Source organism: Haloferula chungangensis (assembly GCF_042664875.1).
Taxonomy (GTDB): Bacteria; Verrucomicrobiota; Verrucomicrobiia; order Verrucomicrobiales; family Akkermansiaceae; genus Haloferula; species Haloferula chungangensis.
In genome coordinates this window covers 242,100-265,872 of sequence record NZ_JBHTBS010000006.1, presented here as the reverse complement: position 1 = coordinate 265,872, position 23,773 = coordinate 242,100, and the positions used below count along the sequence as shown (strand labels likewise).

At 59.6% G+C, this 23,773-nt stretch carries 22 protein-coding genes; 9 read left to right on the top strand and 13 right to left on the bottom strand.

Going from position 1 to position 23,773, the window contains the following annotated elements:
* Positions 1-10: 10 nt before the first annotated feature.
* The 7 genes from ACFQY0_RS13230 to ACFQY0_RS13200 form a co-directional block, all read right to left on the bottom strand.
* Complete coding sequence (locus tag ACFQY0_RS13230; RefSeq protein ID WP_379713137.1) at positions 11-550, bottom strand: type II secretion system protein; 540 nt, start codon at positions 548-550, stop codon at positions 11-13.
* Positions 547-1,179 (bottom strand): BAR domain-containing protein, encoded by a 633-nt coding sequence (locus tag ACFQY0_RS13225; RefSeq protein ID WP_379713135.1) that lies wholly within the window; start codon positions 1,177-1,179, stop codon positions 547-549. Before ACFQY0_RS13225 ends, ACFQY0_RS13230 begins: the two co-directional genes overlap by 4 nt.
* 57 nt (positions 1,180-1,236) lie before the next feature.
* Positions 1,237-2,778 (bottom strand): murein biosynthesis integral membrane protein MurJ, encoded by a 1,542-nt coding sequence (gene murJ, locus ACFQY0_RS13220; protein ID WP_379713133.1) that lies wholly within the window; start codon positions 2,776-2,778, stop codon positions 1,237-1,239.
* 51 nt (positions 2,779-2,829) lie between these two features.
* Entirely contained in the window at positions 2,830-3,825 is a 996-nt protein-coding gene (locus tag ACFQY0_RS13215) for an L-threonylcarbamoyladenylate synthase (protein WP_379713131.1), read from the bottom strand.
* Between the two features lie 416 nt (positions 3,826-4,241).
* Positions 4,242-5,678, bottom strand: coding sequence for a glycoside hydrolase family 10-like protein (locus ACFQY0_RS13210; RefSeq protein ID WP_379713129.1), 1,437 nt, complete (start codon positions 5,676-5,678; stop codon positions 4,242-4,244).
* A 119-nt stretch (positions 5,679-5,797) separates the two neighbouring features.
* Positions 5,798-6,112, bottom strand: a complete 315-nt coding sequence (locus tag ACFQY0_RS13205; RefSeq protein ID WP_379713127.1) for an EF-hand domain-containing protein — start codon at positions 6,110-6,112, stop codon at positions 5,798-5,800.
* 559 nt (positions 6,113-6,671) lie between these two features.
* Positions 6,672-7,772, bottom strand: coding sequence for an aminopeptidase (locus ACFQY0_RS13200; RefSeq protein ID WP_379713250.1), 1,101 nt, complete (start codon positions 7,770-7,772; stop codon positions 6,672-6,674).
* Between the two features lie 269 nt (positions 7,773-8,041).
* Between ACFQY0_RS13200 and purN the strand changes: the two genes are divergently transcribed.
* The 6 genes from purN to argF all read left to right on the top strand — a co-directional run bounded on the left by purN (position 8,042) and on the right by argF (position 13,316).
* The gene (purN, locus tag ACFQY0_RS13195; RefSeq protein ID WP_379713125.1) at positions 8,042-8,617 is read left to right on the top strand and encodes a phosphoribosylglycinamide formyltransferase; all 576 of its coding nucleotides are present in this window, start codon (positions 8,042-8,044) and stop codon (positions 8,615-8,617) included.
* 52 nt (positions 8,618-8,669) lie between these two features.
* Positions 8,670-9,587, top strand: a complete 918-nt coding sequence (locus tag ACFQY0_RS13190; protein WP_379713123.1) for an AAA family ATPase — start codon at positions 8,670-8,672, stop codon at positions 9,585-9,587.
* Positions 9,588-9,692: 105 nt separating this feature from the next.
* Positions 9,693-9,965, top strand: a complete 273-nt coding sequence (locus tag ACFQY0_RS13185; RefSeq protein ID WP_379713121.1) for a hypothetical protein — start codon at positions 9,693-9,695, stop codon at positions 9,963-9,965.
* Between the two features lie 240 nt (positions 9,966-10,205).
* Positions 10,206-11,102 (top strand): DMT family transporter, encoded by an 897-nt coding sequence (locus ACFQY0_RS13180; RefSeq protein WP_379713119.1) that lies wholly within the window; start codon positions 10,206-10,208, stop codon positions 11,100-11,102.
* A gap of 61 nt (positions 11,103-11,163) precedes the next feature.
* The gene (locus tag ACFQY0_RS13175) at positions 11,164-12,426 is read left to right on the top strand and encodes an aspartate aminotransferase family protein (protein ID WP_379713117.1); all 1,263 of its coding nucleotides are present in this window, start codon (positions 11,164-11,166) and stop codon (positions 12,424-12,426) included.
* Positions 12,423-13,316 (top strand): ornithine carbamoyltransferase, encoded by an 894-nt coding sequence (argF, locus tag ACFQY0_RS13170; protein WP_379713115.1) that lies wholly within the window; start codon positions 12,423-12,425, stop codon positions 13,314-13,316. The genes ACFQY0_RS13175 and argF overlap by 4 nt, the downstream gene beginning before the upstream one ends.
* A gap of 75 nt (positions 13,317-13,391) precedes the next feature.
* Here the strand turns inward: argF and ACFQY0_RS13165 are convergent, their stop codons facing one another.
* The 6 genes from ACFQY0_RS13165 to ACFQY0_RS13140 form a co-directional block, all read right to left on the bottom strand.
* On the bottom strand, positions 13,392-14,285 hold the full coding sequence (locus tag ACFQY0_RS13165) for an alpha/beta hydrolase (RefSeq protein ID WP_379713113.1): 894 nt from the start codon (positions 14,283-14,285) through the stop codon (positions 13,392-13,394).
* Positions 14,286-14,358: 73 nt separating this feature from the next.
* Positions 14,359-15,936, bottom strand: a complete 1,578-nt coding sequence (locus ACFQY0_RS13160) for a SulP family inorganic anion transporter (RefSeq protein ID WP_379713248.1) — start codon at positions 15,934-15,936, stop codon at positions 14,359-14,361.
* Between the two features lie 304 nt (positions 15,937-16,240).
* Positions 16,241-16,717, bottom strand: coding sequence for a single-stranded DNA-binding protein (locus ACFQY0_RS13155; RefSeq protein ID WP_379713111.1), 477 nt, complete (start codon positions 16,715-16,717; stop codon positions 16,241-16,243).
* A gap of 82 nt (positions 16,718-16,799) precedes the next feature.
* Positions 16,800-17,084 (bottom strand): 30S ribosomal protein S6, encoded by a 285-nt coding sequence (rpsF, locus tag ACFQY0_RS13150; protein WP_379713109.1) that lies wholly within the window; start codon positions 17,082-17,084, stop codon positions 16,800-16,802.
* Entirely contained in the window at positions 17,035-17,670 is a 636-nt protein-coding gene (pth, locus tag ACFQY0_RS13145) for an aminoacyl-tRNA hydrolase (RefSeq protein ID WP_379713107.1), read from the bottom strand. The genes rpsF and pth overlap by 50 nt, the downstream gene beginning before the upstream one ends.
* 1,303 nt (positions 17,671-18,973) lie before the next feature.
* Entirely contained in the window at positions 18,974-19,606 is a 633-nt protein-coding gene (locus ACFQY0_RS13140) for a 50S ribosomal protein L25 (RefSeq protein ID WP_379713105.1), read from the bottom strand.
* 527 nt (positions 19,607-20,133) lie between these two features.
* Here ACFQY0_RS13140 and ACFQY0_RS13135 point away from each other — a divergent pair.
* The 3 genes from ACFQY0_RS13135 to ACFQY0_RS13125 are packed head-to-tail and all read left to right on the top strand — an operon-like array spanning position 20,134 to position 23,751.
* Complete coding sequence (locus ACFQY0_RS13135) at positions 20,134-22,119, top strand: hypothetical protein (protein ID WP_379713103.1); 1,986 nt, start codon at positions 20,134-20,136, stop codon at positions 22,117-22,119.
* A gap of 46 nt (positions 22,120-22,165) precedes the next feature.
* A complete protein-coding gene (locus ACFQY0_RS13130) occupies positions 22,166-23,065 on the top strand; it encodes an exosortase/archaeosortase family protein (protein WP_379713101.1) in 900 nt (299 codons plus the stop codon).
* Complete coding sequence (locus ACFQY0_RS13125; RefSeq protein WP_379713099.1) at positions 23,062-23,751, top strand: hypothetical protein; 690 nt, start codon at positions 23,062-23,064, stop codon at positions 23,749-23,751. The genes ACFQY0_RS13130 and ACFQY0_RS13125 overlap by 4 nt, the downstream gene beginning before the upstream one ends.
* The last annotated feature ends 22 nt before the right edge of the window (positions 23,752-23,773 follow it).

Here is a 23,773-nt window from a genome sequence, read left to right as displayed (position 1 = left end):
GGTCGGAAAATCAGGGAGAGACCGAAAATTTCAGGCGATTGGTGGCAGAATAGTCCGCATACAGAAAATTCGACCCCGCCTCATCGCCGCCGTGCCACGACTCCTTATCGATCACCAGCGGGATTTTCGAAAGGTCACCTTCTTCGCCAAAGAATGAAAGCTTGGTCCGTGGCAGTCCATTCTGGGTGGTGTTCCAAAGGTAGCTCGATCCGCTCGCCTTGAAGACCTCCGAGTCCGCCGGACAGTGAAAGACTTCTTCCGACCGCAGGTAGGGCTGCAGGAGGGTCTCTAACACCGGACCTTCGTCCGAGCGCGATTTCCTCCCGGCCAGCAGTTCCGGCATCCGCTGGTGATGATCCTGAAGGTAGGCCTCCAGCCCGATTCCGATCTGTTGGAGATTCGAAAGACAGCCGGCTTTGTGCGACGAACGAAGCCCCGACTTGATCAGCGGAATCGAAATCCCCGCCAGTGCCGCGACGATTGCCAGCACCACCAGCATCTCGGTGAGCGTGAATCCGCCGCTCAAGCCTCGTGAATCCGCAGTCTTCATTGTGGCGGTCCGAATTCCCTCCCGCGCATTCCCTTCATCACGTCATCCATCGCCTCCATCAGGGGGGCGAGATCGATCTTGGTGTCTGCGCTGGCATTCTCAAAGTAGGACTTCATGCCCTCGTCCGCGATGCGCTTGAGCAAATCCTCGCTCATCTCCCGGGTGCGTTTCATCTCCTCTTCGGTGCGACCGTCCTCGATTTCACGCAGCCCGTCTTCCACGAACTTTCTCCTCTCCTCCGGATTCAGCGCATCGAGCGCCTTCATGAAGGTCTCCATGGATTTTTCGATTGTGAGATTGATGAATTTCTCTTTCTCCGGAGGGGCGAGCCTGCGGAAGAAATTCTCACCGATCCGCTCCTCACGCGCCTTCTCACGCTCCGCGAAATCGAGCACGTTCACCATTCCCGCGATCTCGGTGATCATCTTGGCACGGCCCTTCGCCTCGGCATTTTTCGGCAGGTCGTCCAGCTCCGACCAGTCGTCGAAGTTTGCCGCATCGATTTCCCTCGCCACCTTTTCTGCCGTCACCCGCTGGGTTCCGGCCAGCATCCGCACCCCGCTCACCGCCCCCCATACGAGCAGCAGCAGAACGATGACCTGAATGACCAACCGTTGGTTCCTCTTCACGCTCCGAAGCTAGGTCGGTTTCACGTCCGCGCAAGCCGTCAGAAACGGCGCCCAACCCTATCTCCTGAAGCCAGCCTTCAGTTCGGAAAGCGAGGTGGCTTTCAGGGCAATCGCTGAGACTCCGTAAACGACGCCACCCCCCGCGACGAGGATCAGCATGGCGGAAACTTTCTGCCACTCTGGCCCTGCAAACCACGCGGCCATCGTAGGATAGGTGAAATGCAGGAAGGCGCCCATGGCCAGCGAGGCCAGAAGGATCCGCAAAAGCTGCGACTTGCGACGGGCTGTTAGTCCGATCGATCCCCTCAGGCCATAGACCAGCAGCGCGACGTTCACCCAACCCGCGAGGGTCGTGGCAATCGCGATCCCGATGAAGCCGACCAGCGGGAAAAGCGCCAGACTTGCGACGGCATTCACCGTCACCGTCACCGCCGCGATCTTCATCGGCGACTTGGTGTTTTCACGGGCGAAATAACCGGCCTGAAGGACCTTCACCAAGACGTAAGCTGGAAGCCCGAGCGCGAAGGCCGCGAGAGCCATCGAGACCGGTATCAGCGCCTCATTTTCAGCAAACTGACCGCGATCATAAATCGGCCCCACGAAGGCTGCCGGAACCGTCGCCAGCGCAATTGCCGCAGGCACGGTGAGCAGCATCGCAAAGAACACCCCTTTGCCGATTGCCTCGTTCGCCCCGAGTTCATCGCCTCCACGCAGCAAGCGTGTGATCTCGGGAAGCAGCACCACTCCAAATGCCGCACCAATCATTCCATTCGGCATCTGGAACAAGCGGTCGGCGAAATTCAAACTACTGATTGCCGACTTTTCTGATGAGGCGATGGCCGTTCCAACCACCAGATTGATCTGCTGGACACCCGCAGCAGCAACTCCAGGCCCCATGAGGATCAATAGACGTCGAATACGTGGGGTCATTTTCGGCATCATCGGGATGATTTTGACTCCCTTTCTCCAACAGGTTGCCCATAGCAAAAACAGCTGGGCAAAACCCGCCGCACAAACGGACCAGGAAACCAGGGTTCCGATCAGCACCAACTCTCCTTTCAGGTGCGCCAGCGGGACAATCACCGCGAGCACCAGCAGCATCAGCACGTTGAGCACCACGGGAGCAAAGGCCGGCATCGCGAAGATCTTCAGCGAGTTCAGTACACCGCTCAAATGAGCCGATAGTGCCATGCAAAGCAGATAGCTGAACATGATGCGTCCGTAAGCGACAACGAGCTCATAAAGGTCCGGAGCAGCGGCCGGCACCAGCAAGCGGGCAAACCACTGCATTCCGGGAATAAGCACTGCAGTCGCGATAACCAGGACGACGCCGAGCCACGAGAAGGCATTGCAGGCAAAACGATGCGCCGCCGCTTCATTCCCCTCCGCTAGTTCCCGGGCGAAGAGCGGCACGAAAGCGGAATTGAAGGCCCCTTCACCAAAGATCCGCCGAAACATGTTCGGCAGGCGGAGGGCTGCGTAGAAGGCATCCGTCACGATCGACGTCCCTAACAACGCCGCCATGAACATCTCGCGCACGAGCCCGAGCAATCGACTCATCAAAGTGAAGCCACCAACGGTCGAAAGGGCGCGTAACATTCGGGATAAGGATGCGGGGCGATTGAGATCAAGCGATGAAGCTCAGATGAATTATGCCGGATCAATCGCCGCCCGCCGCAGACGGTCCATGATTGCCTGGCCCAGCCCGGTATCGCTCACCGGCTCGGCGACGATCGCATCGAGACCCGCTTCATCGAGCACGCGCAGCACGTGGAAAAGCCTAACAGCCGCCTCCGGAAGCTTGCCGCTTCCCGGACTCAGGCTTTCGACCATCGCCCACTCATGAAGATCGAGGTAACCCGCCTTTTTCTCACCCTTGTGGCTGAGCAGGCCGTATTTCTTTCCGGGCTCCGGTTTGAAATCCTGCGGCTTGTCGAACATCAGCAGCGGTGTCACCGGCGCGTAGTGGCTGGCAAGTTGGCCAGGAGCCTGCACGTGATCATCGATCACCCGCTTTTTCTCGATCACCACGCGACCGAAATTCTGCAGTTCCTTTTTCGTCACCGGACCGAGACGCAGGATGTGAATGATCGGGCGTTTCTCTCCGGCTTCGATTCTAACAATCGTGCTCTCCAATCCATCGCGGCAGGCGCCGCCATCGACAATCAGCGGAATGCGTCCGCCGAGCTCCTTCATCACCGCGCTTCCCGCCGTCGGTGAAATGCGCCCGAAACGGTTCGCACTCGGCGCCGCGATCGGGCTTCCGAGTTCCTTGCCGATCGCGCGGAAAATCTTGTTGCCGCTCTGGCGCACCGCCACATCCGGCAAGCCACTCGTCACGAGGTCCGGCACTTTGTCCGACTTCGGCAGAACCAGCGTCAGCGGCCCCGGCCAGAATGCCGAGATCAGTTTTTGCACCGTCTTTTCGATCTCCTCCGGCACCACCGCCACTTCGGAAAGCTGCTCCACCGAGGCCACATGCACGATCAGCGGGTCAAACGAGGGACGCTCCTTCGCCTCGAAAACCTTGGCGACCGCTTCCGCGTTGAAAGCATCCGCCGCCAGTCCGTAGACGGTCTCGGTTGGGAGCGCCACGACTTCGCCCTGCTTGAGCAGCGTCACCGCCTCGCTCACAGCTTCGCTCATTTCCTGGTCATCAGCGTATACGATGCGAGTCTCTTCCACGCCGCGTTCCTAGCCCCCGATCCCCTCCCGAGCAAGCCCATAGGAGGTGGCACGCCCCCGTGCCGCAACCCCGGGAGTTCGCCTCGGTTGGAGATAGGTCCCTTGCGGTTTCTATCAGCTTTGGGGAACAGGGGTCAGGATTCAGGGGACAGAAAGGCAGAAGCCAGAAAGGCAGGTGGCACGCGACAGCGTCTTTGGTCTTTCCGATCCCTGACCCCTGAATCCTGAACCCAAAAGCCCGCCGCGCCTAACCAGCCCGCTTCGCCAAACCAGCTCGCAGCGCCATTCGACGTGGCCGTCGCAGCTCCCCGATTTACGACGAATCGAGACTTCAGATTCTACCTGCCGACCTTGGCGACTTGGCGTTTCAATTCCCCTCACCTCCCCAGCACCATCGGCGGACTGATGCTTCCGTAGCGATCTACCGCGCTGACTGAGATGGCATCGGGCATGCCTTTGGGACCATTCTTCAAGTCAACGCCTGCCGAGCGACCCGGGACCACGCGGAGCATGTGCCATTTGTTCTCGAACCGGCCCATCACCGCGACCTTGGCGGTGCCTTCCCCTAGCTTCCAGCGAAGCTTCACTTCTCCACCCGAGCCAGCCGCCTGCACCAGCGGCGCAGGAGGATTCGAGGTGCTCAGCCATGGCATGGGTGGCACCAGCGCCGGCTCCGAATAGCCGCTTTTCGCCAGCATCGTGCTGATTCCCCCGCGGTTCTGCATCAGCCCCTTCACGCTCCAGTGGATGTGGCCGACCCAGTTTTTCCCGATCGTCCGACTCAGGCCGACCTGCTTGGTGATCTCGCTCGCCGGGCGGCCCGGGTCATCCGAGCTAGCGATCCGCGAGGTTGCGATTCCCGGCCACACCGGCCGGCTTCCCTGCTGACGCCACCACGAGAGCAGCGCCGAAAAACTCTGCTTTCTCGGCTGATCCCGCCAGTAGAGCTGCGGGGCGAGGTAGTCGACCCAGTCATTTGCCAGCCACTTCCGCGCATCGGCTCCGAGTTGTTCATACGAATCCAGGCCCGCCTCGATCCCTGCCGGCACTCCCGGCCGCCAGATCCCGAAGGGTGAGATTCCGACCCGCACCCAGCGTTTCGCCCCTTTCACCTGCGAATAGAGATCTTTCACAAAGCCATCCACGATCGCTCGCCGCTGACTCGGACTCCGTCCATCCGGGAAGGCCTTTCCTGCCTCGGGGTAGGGGTAAAAATAGTCGTCGAGGTGCACGCCATCCACATCGTAATTCCGCACCACATCCGTGATCGCCGACATCGCCCGCTGGCGAGTTTCTCCCTCCGCCGGGTCACACCACACCAGATTGCCATAGCGCTTGGTAATGTGAGGGGCTGCGCGGCAGACATGGGTCGAACTCGTCGGATGGCTTCGGTTCGAAAGCGCGCGAAACGGATTGAACCACGCGTGGACCTCGATCCCGCGCTTGTGCGCTTCGTCGATCCAATACTTCAGCGGATCGTAGCCCGGCGACTTGCCCATCGTGCCTGTAAGCCAAGGGCTCCACGGCTCCCGCGACGACTGATATACCGCGTCGCAGTGCGGCCGCACCTGGAGGATCACCGCATTCATGTTCAGCGAAGCCATCCGATCCAGGATTGCCCGTGCCTCCGCCATCTGCGTCCCCGATCCCAGCCCCTTCGCGCTGGGCCAATCGATATTGTGAACCACCGCCACCCAGGCCCCGCGGAACTCCCGCGCCGGCATTGGCGGCTTTTCAGTCGTCGGCCGGAACGTCTGCCCCGAGACCATCGGGGCACCAAGAGAAAGCAAGGCAGCAAGAAGCAGTCGCATCATACACCCACCTCATGCACCCGCCCTGCCCATCCGGCAAGCTTCGGAGTCAAACCGAGGATCGAAAAAGGAGCGAGTGGATCACTCCACTCGCTCCTATTGGAATCAACTAGTTGATGCGATTACTCGGCATCTTCCTTTTTCTTGCCTTTGCCCTTACCCTTGCCTTCACCTCTGGCTGGGCGTCCGGCTTTTACTTCCTCGAGGGTCAGCTTTTCGTCGCCATCCTTGTCCATCTTCTTGAAAGCAGCGGTTGCCTTTTCGGCATTCGGAGCATCCTTGATGAACTCTTCAAGAGAGAGGGAACCATCCTTGTTGGTGTCCTTCTTTTCGAACATCTTGGCAGGATCGCCGCCGCGCTTTGGCGCTTCCTTCTCCTGGGCTTGGGCAGGAATGATCAGAGCTGCGAGGGCCAGCATTGCGAGTGTGGTTTTCATGGTTTCTGTTGTTGTTTTGTTAGTTCCTCCGCGGATGCAGGGGGAAAGGGTTTGGAAGTGCTCAGTTCTGACACCGACGCCACCCGTGGCGGTCTTCGACCTATGGCCGGCGGCCTCATTCGGTCAAAGGACCAAGCTGCCGGCACAGGCCATCTTCCTGAGCTCGTAGCTATGGGAAAACGCGGCTCCGTTTTTCCCCATCTCTGCCACGAGCGCACGGATCCCCCGATCGCGGCGTCATTTGCCGTGAAAAGCCGGAGAAATCGGTCGTGGGAAGCCTCGTCGTGCATCGGTCCTCAGTGGAAACACTCCACTGAAAACCATCAATCGCCACCGAAGTTGCCGAAGTTCGCAAATTATTTTGGACTGCGGTGGCAGAGCGAAGCGGCGACACCGCTTTGCGAGCCACCTCGAGACACCCATCTTACCACCGCGCCCTCGCTTGAATGCGTCAACACAAGCAAACCGAGCCAGACGACCCGTCGCCACCAAACTCGCAAGCTCGCCCCCCAAGCGGTGTCACCGGTCGAAGACTCCCTCAGCCACCGCGCTCAATTTGTCACCCATTCAGCTTCGCCAACGCCTTGGGCAGGAACACGCCGTCCTTGCGGATCAGCTTGCCATCGAACCAGATTTCACCACCGCCGTAGTCCTTGCGCTGAATGCAGACCAGATCCCAGTGGACCTGCGAGCGGTTGCCGTTGTCGGCCTCCTCGTAGGCCTGACCCGGCGTAAAATGGAACGAGCCACCGATCTTCTCATCGAAAAGAATGTCACGCATCGGGTGCTTGATTGCCGCATTGTATCCCAGCGCGAACTCACCGATGAACCGTGATCCCGCATCGCTATCGAGAATCTTGTTGAGCTCCTTGTTCTTCCCGGGCGATTCGGCCTTCACGACCTTGCCCTTCTCGAAAGTCAGCTTCACCGAATCAAAGGGGATGCCCTGATAGATCGTCGGGGCATTGTAGCTCAGCACGCCTTCGATGCTGTCCTTCACCGGAGCGGTGAAAACCTCGCCGTCCGGGATGTTGCAGGTCCCCGCGCAAACCACTGCCGGGATGTCTTTGATCGAAAAACGCAGATCCGTGCCGGGCCCCTTGATCTCCACCAGCTCCGTCTTGTCCATCAGCTTCTTCAGCGCCTTGGCCGCCGGCACCAGCGACTTGTAATCCACCAGGCAGACATCGAAGTAAAAGTCCTCGAAAGCCTCCGTGCTCATCCCCGCCTGCTGCGCCATCGACGGCGTCGGCCAGCGCAGCACGCACCACTTCGTCTTCTTCACCCGCTGATCGAGCACCGGGCGCAAGTGCCTCATCGCCACCTGCATTTTCTTTCCATCCACATCGCTGGTCTCCGCGATGTTGTGGCTGCCACGCACCGCGATGTAGGCATCCATTTCCTTCATCTCGGCCATCAGACCCTTCGAGATTACCTGGTACTGCTCATCCGTCGCGCCTTTCAGCATCTCCCGTGTCAGCCGCGATTGATTCAGTCTCAAAACGGGCACCGCCCCCTTTGCCCGCGCCTCACGAATCAGCGCCAGCCCGATCGACTCCGGCGCATCATAGAGATCGATAAGAACCTTTTCCCCCTTCTTCAGCGAAGTCGAGTAACGGACAAGTTGGCGGGCAAGCTGATCAACGCGCGGGTCATGCATGCGCGGAAGATGAAGAGCCATATCAAAGGTGCCAAGTTTCAAGTCCGGGAAGAGGGAGCCCGTAGCTTGGTCCGGCATTCGGTTACAGGATTCTGGGAGCAGGGGGCAGAAAGGCAAAAAGTCAGGGAGCCGCGACCGCGTCTCCTGCCTTTCTAAGCCCTGAATCCTGACCCCTGGACCCCAATGCCCGAAGAACCCCTTAAACCCACCTCATTTCCAACTCAAGTTTCCCCTTGTCACCCCACGCCTCCCGCCCGGAACCTCCCGCCATGCGCATCGGCATTCTCGGCTCCGGCTCCGGCTCCAACATGCAGGCTATCCTCGACGCCATCGAGGACGGCTCACTCGACGCGGAAATCGCGCTCGTCCTTTCCGACAACCCCGACGCCTTCATCCTTGATCGGGCCAAACAGCACGACATTCCGACCGCCCTGATCGATTGCCGTGGTTTCAAAACGAAATTCCCCGACGAAGCCCAGACGGAAACCGCTGCCGCGCTGAAGGACGCCGAGGTCGACCTTGTCTGCCTCGCCGGCTTCATGCGTCTCGTCAAGCAACCGCTCCTCGACGCCTTCCCGCAACGCATCCTCAACATCCATCCCTCGCTCCTCCCCGCCTACCCCGGCCTCAATGCCTGGAAGCAGGCGCTCGACGACGGCGCCACCGAAGCCGGCTGCACCGTTCATCACGTCGACGCCGGCATGGACACCGGACCAACTATTCTTCAGGCAAAAGTCCCTGTCCTTCCCGGCGACAGCGCCGCCAGCCTTCACGCCCGCATCCAGGTCGAAGAACATCGCATCTACCCGGAAGCCATCCGCATCGTGACCGGCGTCGCCTCCTGACTCACCACGAGTTTCGAAATTGGAAAATTGAACATTGGAAACCAGTCAGCTCATGCCTCGCCCCGCCCTCGATCAACTCCGCAAAAGGCTGACTTCCACCGTCCTCGGCTCCGAAGACGCGGCCAAGCTCCTTCTAACAGCCCTGCTTTCACAAGGTCACGTCCTCATCGAGGGCCCGCCGGGTATCGGGAAAACGTCGCTCGCCCACACCCTCGCGACTTCCATCGGCGGCACCTTCAAGCGCGTCCAGTTCACCCCCGACCTGCTTCCCGCCGACCTGCTCGGCTACTCGCTCTACCGCATGGACCGCGGCGACTTCGAGTTCATCCCCGGCCCGGTCTTCGCCCACTGTGTGCTTGCCGATGAGATCAACCGCACCTCCCCGCGCGTCCAGTCGGCGCTGTTAGAATGCATGAACGAGCATCAGGTCACGCTCGATGGCGTCACCCGCCAGCTGCCCGAGCCCTTTTTCGTGATCGCCACCCAGAACGATAGCGACCGCCACGGCACCTTCCCCCTCCCCGAGCCGCAGCTCGACCGCTTCCTGCTCTCCATCCGCATGGATCTCCCCTCCCCGGAAATCCAGCAGCGCATTCTGTTAGATCACGCCTCCGGTGAGATCAACGGCAAGTCCGCCACCGAAGCCCTCATTCATCCCGACGAAGTCCTCGCGCTCCAAAGCGAGGTGCGAAAAATCCCCCTAGCCGAATCGATCGCTGCCTACATCACCGCGCTGTGTGAAAGCCTGCGTCGACTCGCCGGGAGCGACTCCTCGGTTTCTGTTCGCGCCTCGCTCGCCGTCATGCAAGCCGCCCGCGCCACCGCCTTCCTTGAAAGCGCCGCTGCCGTGCATCCCGACCACGTCCAACGAGTCTTCCCCGCCGTCCTGCGTCACCGTCTCGTCCCCGCCGACGGCTCCGACCCGCAGCCACTGATCAAAGCGGTCCTTGAAAAAACGCAGGTGCCATAAGGACGCAAAGATCCCGCCAATGGTTCGGACATTGGGCACGAGACTCAGGGGACGATGGGTATCCCAAAAGTCCCGATCCATCTCCCGCATCTCGTCTTCCTGGGAATGAAGAACATCGATCCTCGTACTTACAGACCTCAGGACAAGCTGCTCTACTCTGCGATGCTGGTATGGATCACCTCTTGGTCCCTTGATCTGCTGAGATCGCCATTCGAAAACCCCTCCATGATCTTCAAGCTTCCCTTGATCCTGATCACCAGCATCATCCTCGTTCAGGTCTTTGTGCCGAAACTCCGATTCTCCGGACTCGCCAACATGATCTCCCTCATCATCCTGCTTGCTACTACAGGACTCGGTTTGCTGCTCCGCGCGGTGTGAGCTGGCTTGGCAACTTCTCACTCGGCACTTCTCACTTGCCACTCCACCGGCAAACCGCTACCACCCCGCCGCCTTGAACAACAAACTTCACATTGCTCGTCTCCGAGTCCTCGCCATTTGGCGTGGGGCTGCCGGCTGCGTGTGATGTGATTTGATAGATCGCACTTCCACCCACCCGGCGCCCTATGCGGTTCGCCGGGTTTTTTGTTTCCCGGAAATCACACGGCGTCACTCCGATCGATGACTTCCACTCCTTCCACCAAAACCAGCATCTTCCTGATGCTCGGCTCCGTCGTGCTGTTCGCGGTCAACGTGCTGATGATCCGCGCGCTGAATCTTTACTTTCCCGCCGCCGACGGCTGGGTCGCCTCACTCTTCCGCGGCATCGTCGGGCTCATGGTCGTCGGTGCAATGTTCCACGGTCGGGGCCTCCAGATCAGCCACCTCTTCACCAAGCCGCTGCTGATTATTCGGGGGCTCATCGGAGGCTTCGGCATTCTCGCGCTCTACATCACCGTCGTCCACCTCGGGGCCGGTCGCTCGGTCATCATCAACTTGAGCTATCCGATGTTCGGCTCCCTTTTCGCCGCCATCTGGCTGAAAGAATACCTGCCCCTGCGCTCATGGCTCTGGATGATCGCCGGCTTCACCGGCCTGGTGATCTTTCTCGGGATCGACCTGCACGCCGGCGTCAATCTCTACGACCTGCTCGGGCTCGCCGGGGCCATTGCCGCCGGCATCGTGGTCGTACTGATTCGCCAGCTCCGGCACACCGAACACACCGCCACGATCTATGCCTCCCAGTGTTTCGCCAGCGCCATGTTTGCCGCCTGGCCAGCGGTCGGCCCGACGCTTTCCCTGCCGGGAAATGCCGTGCTGCTGATGGCCTTGGGTGCCGCCATCGTCGCAATCGCCCAGCTCGCCATGACCCACGCCTACCGGACGCTTTCGGTGGCGCGCGGCTCATCGATCCAGATGCTGCTGCCGATTCTGACCGCCATCGGAGGCTACTTTTTCTTTCAGGAATCCTTCACCGCCATCGAGTTACTCGGTGCCGTCACCACCCTTTTCGCCACCTGGAGGATCGTCATGACGCGCGATCGTCCACAGCCCCTACCCGTCACCACCTGCTCCTAAGTCTCTTTTCACCACGTCTTGCACTCCGTCCCATTTCCATCTACACCAACCGCTTCCCAAAATGAGTCACATCCTATCCACCTACGGCCGCTTTCCTCTCACCCTCGTCAAGGGCGAGGGCACCCGCGTGTGGGACGAGGCCGGTAACAGCTACCTCGACTTCTGCTCCGGCATCGCCGTCTGCGCCCTCGGGCACTCGCCGAAGGTCCTCGTCGACGCCATTTCCCAACAAGCCGCCACCCTCATCCACTGCTGCAACCTCTACCACATCCCGCAGCAGGAGGAACTCGCCACCTTGATCGTGGAAAAGCACGTCAAGCTCCCGGGAAAGGTCTTCTTTGCCAACTCCGGAGCCGAATCCAACGACGGACTGATCAAATCCGCCCGGCGTTACGGTCACGCCAATCCGCAAGCCGACGGCTCACCGCGCTATGAAGTTCTCAGTTTCAAGCAATCCTTCCATGGTCGGACCCTCGCCGGCATCAGCGCCACCGGACAGGACAAGGTCAAGGAAGGCTTCAACCCGCTTCCCACCGGATTCCGGCACCTGCCATTTAACGATCTCGACGCTCTAACAGCCGCGATTGCGCCCGAAACCGTCGCCATCATCCTCGAGCCGATCCAGGGCGAAGGCGGCGTCAATGTCGCCACTCCCGAATTTCTCCGGGGTGTCGCCGCGCTTTGCAAGAAGCACGACCTGCTTCTTCTGTTAGATGAAGTGCAGGTTGGCTTCGGCCGCTGCGGTGACCCGATGGCCTGGCGGGAGATCGCCCCCGAGCTCGAGCCCGACGGCATTTCGTGGGCCAAAGGCATGGGTGGTGGCTTTCCGATTGGGGCCTTCTGGCTTTCCGACCGCCCCCTGGACCGCGGACTTCAGTCCGCCCCGGAGAATCCCGCAACCCTGAGTTCGCTCATGGGGCCCGGCTCGCATGGCACCACCTACGGCGGCAGTCCGCTAGCCTGTGCTGCCTCCCTCGCCGTGCTCAAGGAGATCGCCGACAAGAAGCTCATCGAAAACGTCCGCGCTCAGGAAGCCCACATTCGGGAAACGATCGCCTTATGGAATCATCCGCTCGTCACCGAAGTGCGGGGCAAAGGTCTGCTCATCGGGATCGGACTCGACACGGAAAAGATGTCGACACCCGAGGGCAAACTTCCATCCATTCATCTCTCCGCCGAGCTCATCAAGTCCGGTCTCCTGGCTCCCCCCGCCGGCCCCGCCACCTTACGACTTCTCCCACCGCTCAACGTGACCACCGAAGAAGTCGATCAAGCCCTGAAAATCGTGCACAGCACGCTAACTTCACTTCAAACATCTCCATGAAGAACCTCCTCACCATCGAACAGCTCTCCGAAAAAGAGCTCATTCACCTGCTCGACTCCGCTGAACTGCTCAAACGGCAGCGCGGGCGCGACGGCAAACCGCTCGAAGGCCAGACCTGGGCAATGATCTTCACCAAGGCCTCCACCCGGACCCGCGTTTCCTTCGAAGTCGGCATCCGCGAACTCGGCGGGAAAGCAATTTTCCTGACCAAGAATGACATCCAACTCGGACGCGGCGAGCCCATCAAGGACACCGCCCGCGTGCTTGGCCGGATGGTCCACGGCGCCATCATCCGGACCTTTGCCCAGCAGGACGTCGTCGATTTTGCCGAGTTTTCCGGCATCCCGACGATCAACGCCCTGACCGACGACGAACACCCCTGCCAGATCCTCGCTGACCTGCTCACGATCCGCGAAAAGCTCGGCAACTGGGAGGGTAAGAAGATCGCCTGGGTCGGTGACGGATTCTCGAACATGACCATCTCGTGGATGTGGGCCGCCAAAATCCTTGGGATCGAATTCGCCGTGGCCTGCCCGGAGAATTACGCGCCGACCGCCGAGTTCCTGGCCAAGCTCGACGCGCCAAATGTCAGCATCACTCATACGCCCGCTGAAGCGGTCGCCGGAGCCCATGTCATCAACACCGACGTCTGGCTCTCGATGGGTGAAGAAGGACAGACCGAAAAGGAATCCGCCTTCGGCCCCTATCAGGTGAACGCCGAGCTGCTCAGCAAGGCTGCTACGGGACACATCGTACTTCACTGCCTCCCCGCCTATCGCGGAAAGGAGATCACTGAGGAAGTCCTCGAGTCCCAGGCCGACACCATCTTCCAGCAAGCCGAGAACCGTCTCCACGCCCAGAAGGCCGTGCTCGCCGCGCTGGCCCGGTAAGCAGGCGGCTGGGGAGCGCAGCAGCCTGCCCTCCGTCGTCTTGGCAAAGGGGGACCACGAGTGAGGCGGACCGCCTCACGGCCTTTTGGTCAGCCATGCCTCCAAGAGGCTCGGCCACGCCGCGAGGTCGCCTTTGCCATTCAAGCCGTAGCCGTGACCGCCTTTCTCGAAGAGGTGCAGGGCGAACGGTACCTTGTGCTCCCTGCAGGCGGTGGCGAACATCAGGCTGTTCCGACAATCGACTCCATCATCGGAGGTCGAAAGCAGGAAGCACGGGGGTGTCTTTGCGCTCACCTGCCTGTCGGTTGACATCTTGTCGACCATTTCGGCCGATGGCTGCTTTCCGATGAGTCGGAGCCGGGATCCCTGATGCCCGACCTGGTCCATCGAGATCACCGGATAGATCAACACGGCGAAATCGGGCCGGCAGTCGTGTTTGTCGATCTCGTCATTCCCTTCCTCTTCAAAAGTATCGGCAAAGCGCGTCGCGCACAGGCTGGCAAGATGGCCACCCGCCGATGAGCCCATCACACCGATCTGATCTTTCTCCACGCCCCAGGCCTCGGCATTCGCGCGCATCGTCCGGATCGCACGACGGGCATCGAGGAAGGGCACCGGAAAACCATAGCTGCTCTTCTCATTTCCACTCACGCGGTATTTGACGACGATCGCCGTGATGCCGCGCTCGTTGAGCCATTTGGCGTAGTCTTCGCCTTCATGCTGGGCGGCGAGAATGGTGTATCCGCCACCGGGAAAGATGACGACGCCTTGCCCGCTGCGCTTTCCTTCCGGCGCGGGGTAGAGCGCATACTGGGGCTGCTCGACGTGGCTGATGCGCCCGCCTTCACCGATTTGCTCAGTCCCTTTCGCCAAAGGGACTGCTCCCGGTGCCTCATTCGGCCAAAGCGGCAGCCAGTCGGTGGCCATGGAGCTTGCGACGGTGAGAAACAGAACGAGCAGGGTTTTCATGTGGGCCAAAACTACCCAAGCCCCCCCGAAAACAAAGTACTTTGGACTGGGGTGGCAGAGCGCACTCCAAAAATCACTTTCTCGGGCTAATCCGAGCCACGAGATACTCAGGATCATCTTCCGCGACCTCGATATCAATGAGCGCGTCCGCGCGGTCTAACATCCGACGACAGTCTTTCGAAAGGTGGCGCAGCTTCAGTGTCTTGCCAGCCTGGCGATAGCGTTCCGTCAGCGAATTGATCGCCTCGATACCTGAAAGGTCACAGACCCTGGCGCGAGCGAAATCGATGACGATGTTCTGGCAGTCCGACCGCGCTTGGAAGTGATCGCTGAACTCACGCACCGAGCCGAAGTAGAGCAATCCATCGAGCGAGTAGATCCGCTCGTTCTCGGTCTCGGACTCCACACGCACGTGCACGTGACGCGAGCTTTCCCAGGCAAACACCAGCGCTGAAACAATGATGCCGACGAATACCGCTGTCGCCAGATCGTGCATGATGATCGTGACCAGGGTGACCGAGAGAATCACGATGACATCCGAAAGCGGCACGCGTCCGAAGGTCCGCAGTGACGACCATTCGAAGGTGCCGATCACGACCATGAACATCACGCCGACCAGCGCCGCGATCGGGATCTGCTGAATGACAGGACCACCGACCATGATGAAAACGGCGAGCGCCAGAGCGGCGACAATGCCTGAAGCCCGTCCACGGCCACCGGATTTGATGTTGATCAGCGACTGCCCGATCATCGCACAGCCACCCATCCCACCGAAGAGGCCGGAAAGGAAGTTGGCGGATCCTTGAGCCGCGCACTCGCGATTTCCCTGTCCGCGGGTCTCGGTGATTTCATCGATGAGCTGCAGCGTCATCAGCGACTCGATGATTCCCACCATCGCTACGATGAAGGCCGTAGTTAGAAGGAACTTCCAGTCGCCCAGCCAATCGACATTCGTTGGCCAGTGAGGCATCGGAAACTCGCCCTTGAGAATCCCGTTCGGATTGCCCTTTGCCTGTGCCAGCACGTTCGAAACGGTTGGTGTGTCCTTGAAGAGAAAGAACGCCAGAAGCCCCACGCTGATGATCGCGACCAGAATCGACGGCACGGCTTTGGTGACCTTGGGAAAGAACTGAATGATCAGCATCGTGATCGCGATCAAGCCCACGAAGATCCCCAAGGTGGAACCCTGCATCCATTCATCTGTTCCCGGGAACTTGAACGAGGGGAACTGCGCCATCAGAATGACAATCGCCAGGCCATTGACGAAACCGATCATCACCGGATGGGGGACGAGGCGGATGAAGCGTCCGAGCTTGAGCGCGCCGAACAGGATCTGGATGGCGCCAGCGAGCATGATCACCGCGAAGAGATACTGAAGACCGATGCCCTCGCCGATTTCGTTGCCATGCTGGACAGCCTTTCCCGCGACCACCGCGATGGCACCCGTTGCCCCGGAAATCATCCCCGGACGGCCGCCAAAAGCCGCTGTGATGAATCCCATGAAGACCGCTGCCCACAGTCCGACGAGCGGATCGACCTTCGCGATAAAGGAGAAGGCGATGGCTTCCGGAACCAGGGCCAAGGCGACGGTGAGGCCGGAAAGGGAGTCGTTTTTGAGGTTCCCCTGCTGCTTCTTAAAAAAATCGATAATCACAAGTCGAGTGGGTCGAGTGGCTTGGAGAGTCGGCCGCAAAAAGTACTCGCCGCTCAGTGGAGACGAGGCGGATAGGGGCGAAGCCCGTGAAGTGCAAGGCTGGAGGGCGATTTTATAGGAGGCGGCACGCCCTCGCGCCGCTACGCGTGACGTGTCTCTCCTCGACTCGTTGCCTTAAAGCCTCGCAGCTCTCCTCACCAGCGCGACGGGGGCGTCGCACCTCCCAAGCGTACACGAAAAAACCACCGGCAGTCAAACCGGTGGCCTTGCCGAACTTGCCGTTCAGACGGCAAGCATTTGATCAAAATGGGATATCGTCCTCTTCGTCATCGAAATCGGCGGGATCCGCTGCGGAGCCGCCTTGAGGAGGTCCGGAGGGAGTTGGCGAGGCATTGCTCGAAGAACCACCGCCACCACCGCCGGAAGCACGGGCGCCGCCACCCTTGCCATCTGGCAAGAACTGCAGGACTTCGGCGACGATCTTGAGCTTGCTGCGCTTCTGGCCGCTCGTCTTATCTTCCCAAGTGTCCAGCTGGAGTCGGCCTTCGACGAAGACTCCGCGCCCCTTGCTCAGATACTTCTGAGCATTTTCGGCGGTATTTCCCCAGACCGTGATGTCGACGAATGTCGTTTCATCGGACCAGTTGCCATTGCCATCTGAGACACGGCGATTCACCGCCATGGAGAGATCACCGACTGCTGTGCCTTTCGGCGTGTAGCGAAGCTCGGGATCCTTGGTCAGGTTTCCCATCAGGAGGACTTTGTTGAGATTGGCCATGGCAGTTGTCAGATTAGGCCCCGGTGATCCGGGCAGGTCAAGCAGAAATGCTGTTCGAGCGAACAGACAATTCCCGCCTTCCTCAGAGAACCTTGTAGTACTGCTGGTGAACGTGGGTGTTCAGCTTCAGCTTGGTGTCGATGCTCTTGATGGTTTCCGGCTCTGCATCGAACATGTAGCTGACGTAGTGGCCGCCATCGATTTTGTTGGATGGGTAAGCGAACTTCTTGCGGCCGTGCTGGAGGACTTCCTCGAGCTTGGCGCCTTCGGCTTCCATTTCTTTGCCTACGGAGCTGACGAGATCGTCGATGCTGCCATCAAGGCCCTTCGTGTTCAGAATGAGGAGACCTTCGTATTTCCTGCTCATGATCGGTGATTTCAGATGGTGATTTGCGTGAATTATAAGTGTTTGCGGCGGGCGCAAAGCCTTGGGAGCGCGCAAGCTGCACGGCCTCCACCGCGCTTGCAAGCGTGTTTTCCACGTCTTCCCGCTCATCGGCATGGAACTTGCCCAGAACATGCCCGGTCATCTCGCCCGGCCGGGGCGCTCCGATCCCCACCTTGAGCCGCGGAAAGGCATCGGATCCGAAGTGCTCGATCAGCGATTTGATGCCATTGTGCCCTCCCGCGCTGCCCTTTTCACGGAAACGCAGACGACCCACCGGCAGGGCGGAATCATCATAGACCACCAGCACCTGCTCCGGCGGACATTTGTGAAATGCGGCAATCTGGCGGACACTCCGCCCGCTGAGGTTCATGAAGGTCTGCGGCTTCACCAGCAGCGCGCCATCCGGCAGCTTGGCGACGTGTGCCTGCCACTTCGGGCGCGACTCGAAACTCGCCCCGGCAGCAGCAGCGAGACGATCGAGCACCATGAAACCGACGTTGTGGCGGGTGTCTTCATACTGTCGGCCTGGATTACCAAGTCCGACGATCAGCGGGTAGTGGGGCACGCCACAGCTTTGCGATTTGCGGACCCAAATGTCGAATGCTGAAAAGCGCTCGGAAGCCGGTGCGGACTACCAGAAGGAGGGGCGGAGTCGGCAGGACCTGCGGGCTTTGGGGATCAGGATTCAGGGGACGGTGGTCAGAAAGGCAAAAAGCCAGAGGGTTGCGACAGCGTCTACTGTCTTTCTGAACCCTGAATCCTGACTCCTGTCCCCCAAGCCTGTTCAATGGGCGATGCACGATCCTCGGGTAAAGACTGGATTGTGGTGGTGTCTGCCGGTGGTTCGGGCTTTGGGGATCAGGATTCAGGGGACAGTGGTCAGAAAGGCAAAAAGGCAAAGGGTCGCGACAGCGTCTACTGTCTTTCTAAACCCTGAATCCTGACCCCTGTTCCCCCCAAGCCTGTTCGATGGGCGATGCACGATCCTCGCGTAAAGACTGGATTGCGGTGGTGTCTGCCGGTGATTCGGGCTTGGGGTACAGGATTCAGGGGACGGTGGTCAGAAAGGCAAAAAGGCAAAAAGGCAGAGGGTCGCGACAGCGTCTACTGTCTTTCTGAACCCTGAATCCTGACCCCTGTCCCCCCAAGCCTGTTCGATGGGTGATTCACGATCCTCGGGTAGAGACTGGATTGTGGTGGTGTCTGCCGGTGGCTCGGGCTTTGGGGATCAGGATTCAGGGGACAGTGGTCAGAAAGGCAAAAAGGCAGAGGGTCGCGACAGCGTCTACTGTCTTTCTGAACCCTGAATCCTGACCCCTGTCCCCCAAGCCTGTTCGATGGGCGATGCACGATCCCCGGGTAAAGACTGGATTGCGGTGGTGTCTGCCGGTGGTTCGGGCTTTGGGGATCAGGATTCAGGGGACAGTGGTCAGAAAGGCAAAAAGGCAGAGGGTCGCGACAGCGTCTACTGTCTTTCTGAACCCTGAATCCTGACCCCTGTCCCCCCAAGCCTGTTCGATGGGTGATTCACGATCCTCGGGTAGAGACTGGATTGTGGTGGTGTCTGCCGGTGGCTCGGGCTTTGGGGATCAGGATTCAGGGGACAGTGGTCAGAAAGGCAAAAAGGCAGAGGGTCGCGACAGCGTCTACTGTCTTTCTGAACCCTGAATCCTGACCCCTGTCCCCCAAGCCTATTCGATCAGGAAGGCAACTCGCCCCCTCAAAGCAAAATCACGTGAGGCGAAGCCTTTTACGCGACGCGACCATCCACCATCCACCATCCACCATCCACCATCCACCATCCACCATCTAAAAAAAAAGCCCGGCCGCCGATGAGCGGGCCGGGCTTTGGAAAAATCAGGGATCGATCAGGCTTCGGCCGGAGCGGCTGCTTCTTCGGCAGCGGGGGCGGCAGCTTCGTCATCGGCAGCGCCTTCTTCGACACGTGGCGAACCAATGTGGGCGATTACCACATCCGCCTCGTAGTTCGGAGTCACACCTTCCGGGAACTTCACATCACCCACGTGAAGCGAGTCACCGACCTCCATGGCCGAGATATCAAACTCAAGCGAGTCAGGGAGATTCGCGGCGGAGCAGGTGATGTCCAAAGTGTGGTGGCCTTGCTCGAGCACACCGCCCGCCTTGATGCCAGGAGCATCGCCGGAGAGGTGCACGGGGATGGAAGCCGTGATTTCACTCTTCAGGTCCACGGCGAGGAAGTCGATGTGCAGCGGATCGCCGGAAAGCGGATCGTGCTGGACGGACTTGAGCTGGGCGAGGCTTGGTTTGCCATCGGCGACTTCGAGATTCACGATGAAGCTTTCCGAAGTGCTGTGAGCCAGTAATTCGCGGAAGGCCTTGGCATTGATCTTGAGGTTCTGGTTTTCAGCGCCCTTGCCGTAAACGACACATGGAAGCCAGCCTTCGCGGCGCATTTGTTTGAGGACGCCGGATCCGGTACGGATGCGGGGTTCAGCGTGGAGAGTTTGCTTCTTGGCCATGACAGAAAGGGTCGGTTAGTGGTTTAAATGGGCGCCGTTTCCGACGGCGGGGCGCGGGTGATAGCGGGGTAAAGGGAGAATGTCAAAAAATTGTTCGCGTCTGTTTTGCAGCTTGATCCCATCCGTGCCCGAAGATCGCCCGAAAGAAGCTCGCTCTCCGCTCGAAATCCTTAGCGAATCTCCAGTGATAGCCACCGTGCTCACGACTTCACGATTTCGTCAGAATGGCACCCTTGCCTCCACGCTCTGCAATCGATCACGCTCTCTTCCCGGAAACTCGATTAACCAAGCTTAACAAACTCTGTGTCATGACGACAGTCCGACCGACTCACGGCACAAATCATGCTTCGCCCGTAAAGTTTTTACTTTAAATCCTGACGCTTTCTTGGCTGAATGACTCCCCGAACGAACCCTTCTACCCCCCTTGACAGAATGAGTTCGCTTTGGCATCTCGATCGCCATCTCCCCGACAGCGATCCCACCCCACCCCCAACCATCTGGTCCCCATCTGACCAATCTCCGAGCAAATGACAGCACCCCTGATTAGCTGGCTGATCCTCATCGGATTACTCCCCCTCGCCATCGGTCTCACGAGGCTGATGATCTACCTCGCTCCCAAGCTGGGATTGATCGACACCCCTTCTGAGCGACGGATTCACAAAACGGTCATCCCTCGGGCCGGAGGCATCGCCGTGTATATCACTGCGATGATTGGCTTGTCGCTCCTCTACCTCACCGGACATCCGTTCAGTGACCGGATCGATGCCAACTGGATGATCCATTTCGCCCTCGCGTCGGGCATCATCTTCGTGATCGGCGTGATCGACGACCGACGTGGCATGTCCGCCTGGATCAAGCTTGGCGGTCAGGTGCTCGCGGCGATGGTGCTGTTCCTCCACCAGCGAGGCGATGCCGGAAACATCATGGGTTTCGAGGTTCCGTTGATTGTGGATTTGGGCATCCACGTCGCTTGGACCGTTCTTCTGGTCAATGCCTTCAACCTCATCGACGGCATGGATGGCCTCTGTGCAGGTCTGGGAATCATTTCCCTGACCATCATCTCGGTCTTCATCGTCGTCACCAGTTCCGTGAGTGACGCCTTTCTCGCCGGCGTCATGATCATGGCTCTCGCTGGGTTTTTGCGCTACAATTTCCCTCCCGCGCGCATCTTTCTGGGGGATACCGGATCGATGTTGATTGGCTTCTTCATTGCCTCGGTCGGAGCCTCGGTGGTTTCGAAGCACACGGTCATGGCAGGCATTCTCCTGCCCCTTCTGGTCGGGGGTGTTCCTCTTCTTGATGTGGCTCTGGCGATTTGGCGGCGCGGCGCGAAAAGAATTGCTCAATCCAAGCCGGGCCAAGCGGCGATCCGGATCTTCGACCCCGACTGCGAACACCTCCATCACCGGATCCTGGGATGGGGTTTCACCCACCGCCAAGCCGTCGGCCTGATCTACGGCATTGCGAGTCTGATTTCGCTTCTCGCGCTGGTTCCGGTCCTCGGCGGTGCGAACATGACGACGATTTCAGCGATGCTGCTGATGATGCTCGTGCTGATTGGTTTGCGCTACATTGCGCCGATCGAATTCATGGCCAGTGGTCAGGGCCTGCGCGCCATGGTACGACGTCCCCGCTCCAGCCGGATCATGGTCCTGGCTTACTTTTTGTATGACGTGACGGTGCTTTCGATCGCCGCCTTCACCGCCACTTGGCTGGTCTCGAAAAGCCTGCGTGAGGACGCACTCAGCGAGACGGCCCTTTCAAGCGGCATGATCTTCGTGTTTTGCAGCATCATCGCCCTGCGCCTGGCTCGCGCCCACGCACGGCGTTGGACTCGAGCCTCGGTTCACGACTTTGCGGAAACGCTGCTGTGGCTGTATTGCGGGATTGGCTTCAGCTTTGGTCTGCAAGCGATGACTCATGCGGATTTCAGTTACCGCTCCGCGGTCTTCCATCTCAGCGCCGGCGTCATTGCCACCGCTTTGATCCTGATTCCACGGTCGCTGGGATTCTTCCTGCAGGAAGGAGTCATCGATACGATGCACCGCAAACGGCGGCTCACCGGCAAACGCTCTCAGCGGACCACGATTCTCTACGGAGCCGGAGACCTTGGCGAATTGTTCATCTGCCACCTGCGCCTGTCGCAGCCGGAAGCCTGGGCAAAGGACCATTTCATCGGCTTCCTTGATGACAGTGAAGAGCTCAGCGGCAGAAGGATGCGCGGATTCCCCATCCTGGGGACGCTCAACCAGCTGCCAGCCATCGTGGAAAAAACGGGAGCAAACAGCATCCTCGTCACCTCATCGGTGCTGAGCGCCTACAAGCGGAAAGAACTCAGTGAATGCTGCGAAGACCTCGATATTGAATTGCGGCATTGGCAACCCGACCTCGAACCCGGCCTGATTCGCAGCCCCGATGTGCCGATCAAACCTGAAATCAGCGTTCCCGTTTCTCCCAAAAAGAATTTCACCGCTGAGGTACAGACGGCTGACCTGAACCAGCCAACTTATTAAGCCCCAAGTCGAGCGACTCCGTCGAGGTGACGGAGTCATCCTGCCAGTGAGCAGCCAATCAAGCGCGCCCGTCCGGCCCAATCCTCCGGGCTGGGTCATCCTGCTCGTCCTCCTTTGGGCACAGCTCTTCGGAGCGTGCATTTATGCTTGGAAGTTCGGGGAATACTACGACTACGGGTGGTTCATCCCGCCCCTCTTCGCGTGGTTTTTATGGCGTCTCCGCAAGCAGTGGATGGCCATTTCTCCCCCACCGCTTTCCCAGACTCTTGTGCTCGTCGGGATGCTGGGACTCGCAGCACTGCTGTTCTGCCTGCGCGTGGTCGAGAAGGTCGACCCTCGGTGGACACTTCCCATCTGGATTCACGCACTAGGGGTCATCGCCATCACTCTCTTCATCACCGTCCGCACCGGCGGGAGCAAAGCGGCCGTCCGGATCATCCCGATCCTCCTGTTTGCCTGCACGGCCATTCCGCTTCCCACCCTGATTGAAAACTTCCTGGTCAGCAGCTTGACCGATGGAGTGGTTGGCAGCTCGGCCGCGCTGCTCCAATTTCTCGGCATGCAGGTCCAGACCATGGGCGATCGGCTCGCCTTCATGAACGAGGTTGTGGAAGTGACCGATGGCTGCAGCGGCATTCGCTCGGCTCAAAGTTTCCTGATGAGCTCGCTGTTTTTTGGCGAATTGATGAGGCTCCAAGCCGTCCAGCGTCTCATTCTGGTGGGGATCGGAGTGGCGGTCGCCTGGGTTCTCAATGTCATTCGGGCCAGCGCGCTCGCCGCGATCCAATTCAAGAGCGGCCAAGAGGCCTTCGATCAGGCGCATGACCAGGCAGGCCTCATCGCTTTCGCCGTAGGCTCGGTGGTTCTACTCGCCGTATCGTCCTGGATCAGCAGGCCAAGCCGCCGCACCGTGATGAGAAAACAGGTCGGAAAGGGCGATTTATGAAAGGGATTCCGCGCATCATTCTCTGGGCACTTCCGGTAGTGGTCGCCGAAGTGGCGGCCCATGCTTGGATGAGCCCGCCACCGACCGCTCAGTCCGAACCGATCCTCGAGCTGGCGTTTCCCTCTGCAAACTCATCCTGGACCCCGCGGATCGACGTCTACGAAGAAGTCGAGGACGCTCTGCTCTGCAATGACGGTTGGATTTCAGATGTCGAATCCGAGAATCAGACGGACGCGCGGATTTCGTTCTTCCGCTGGGATGCCGCGGACACGGTCAACACCCTGGAGGCCTTCAAGCACCTCCCCGAACAGTGCATGGGTGCCATCGGCATGCGGCTCGTGAAGATCCATCCAACGAGGAAGCTGGAGACGGGCGATGGCGTGCTCTACTTCGATTCCACCCAGTTCCGCCACCAGAACGGAGGCAAAGCGGTGTTTATTTTCAAAAGCGTCTGGGTCAGTGGATTTCCCGAGAGCACCCTGCGAAACGATGCGCTCATGGGGCAGACCGGCCACGAACTCCGCCAACTCCGGCTAGCCGCGGCCATGGCCCGCTTCCGCCCCCAACACACCCGCATCATCAGCGGAGGAATCGTCGGCATGCCCACCGAAGAACTTGCCTGGCTGCAATTTGAAAAAACCATCCGCGGGCAGATTCGCTGGACGCCTCCCAAGCCAGAGCCCTAAGGTACCTTCCCTCCGTTTTTGA

Excerpts from the sequence above, each read along its gene's own strand:
- ACFQY0_RS13180 (WP_379713119.1), top strand. The coding sequence starts at position 10,206 with ATGACTTCCACTCCTTCCACCAAAACCAGCATCTTCCTGATGCTCGGC.
- purN (WP_379713125.1), top strand. The coding sequence starts at position 8,042 with ATGCGCATCGGCATTCTCGGCTCCGGCTCCGGCTCCAACATGCAGGCT.
- ACFQY0_RS13215 (WP_379713131.1), bottom strand. The coding sequence starts at position 3,825 with ATGAGCGAAGCTGTGAGCGAGGCGGTGACGCTGCTCAAGCAGGGCGAA.
- ACFQY0_RS13200 (WP_379713250.1), bottom strand. The coding sequence starts at position 7,772 with ATGCATGACCCGCGCGTTGATCAGCTTGCCCGCCAACTTGTCCGTTAC.
- ACFQY0_RS13175 (WP_379713117.1), top strand. The coding sequence starts at position 11,164 with ATGAGTCACATCCTATCCACCTACGGCCGCTTTCCTCTCACCCTCGTC.
- ACFQY0_RS13190 (WP_379713123.1), top strand. The coding sequence starts at position 8,670 with ATGCCTCGCCCCGCCCTCGATCAACTCCGCAAAAGGCTGACTTCCACC.
- ACFQY0_RS13165 (WP_379713113.1), bottom strand. The coding sequence starts at position 14,285 with ATGAAAACCCTGCTCGTTCTGTTTCTCACCGTCGCAAGCTCCATGGCC.
- ACFQY0_RS13205 (WP_379713127.1), bottom strand. The coding sequence starts at position 6,112 with ATGAAAACCACACTCGCAATGCTGGCCCTCGCAGCTCTGATCATTCCT.
- argF (WP_379713115.1), top strand. The coding sequence starts at position 12,423 with ATGAAGAACCTCCTCACCATCGAACAGCTCTCCGAAAAAGAGCTCATT.
- ACFQY0_RS13230 (WP_379713137.1), bottom strand. The coding sequence starts at position 550 with ATGAAGACTGCGGATTCACGAGGCTTGAGCGGCGGATTCACGCTCACC.
- ACFQY0_RS13155 (WP_379713111.1), bottom strand. The coding sequence starts at position 16,717 with ATGGCCAATCTCAACAAAGTCCTCCTGATGGGAAACCTGACCAAGGAT.
- rpsF (WP_379713109.1), bottom strand. The coding sequence starts at position 17,084 with ATGAGCAGGAAATACGAAGGTCTCCTCATTCTGAACACGAAGGGCCTT.
- ACFQY0_RS13185 (WP_379713121.1), top strand. The coding sequence starts at position 9,693 with ATGAAGAACATCGATCCTCGTACTTACAGACCTCAGGACAAGCTGCTC.
- ACFQY0_RS13135 (WP_379713103.1), top strand. The coding sequence starts at position 20,134 with ATGACAGCACCCCTGATTAGCTGGCTGATCCTCATCGGATTACTCCCC.
- ACFQY0_RS13140 (WP_379713105.1), bottom strand. The coding sequence starts at position 19,606 with ATGGCCAAGAAGCAAACTCTCCACGCTGAACCCCGCATCCGTACCGGA.
- murJ (WP_379713133.1), bottom strand. The coding sequence starts at position 2,778 with ATGTTACGCGCCCTTTCGACCGTTGGTGGCTTCACTTTGATGAGTCGA.
- ACFQY0_RS13125 (WP_379713099.1), top strand. The coding sequence starts at position 23,062 with ATGAAAGGGATTCCGCGCATCATTCTCTGGGCACTTCCGGTAGTGGTC.
- ACFQY0_RS13210 (WP_379713129.1), bottom strand. The coding sequence starts at position 5,678 with ATGATGCGACTGCTTCTTGCTGCCTTGCTTTCTCTTGGTGCCCCGATG.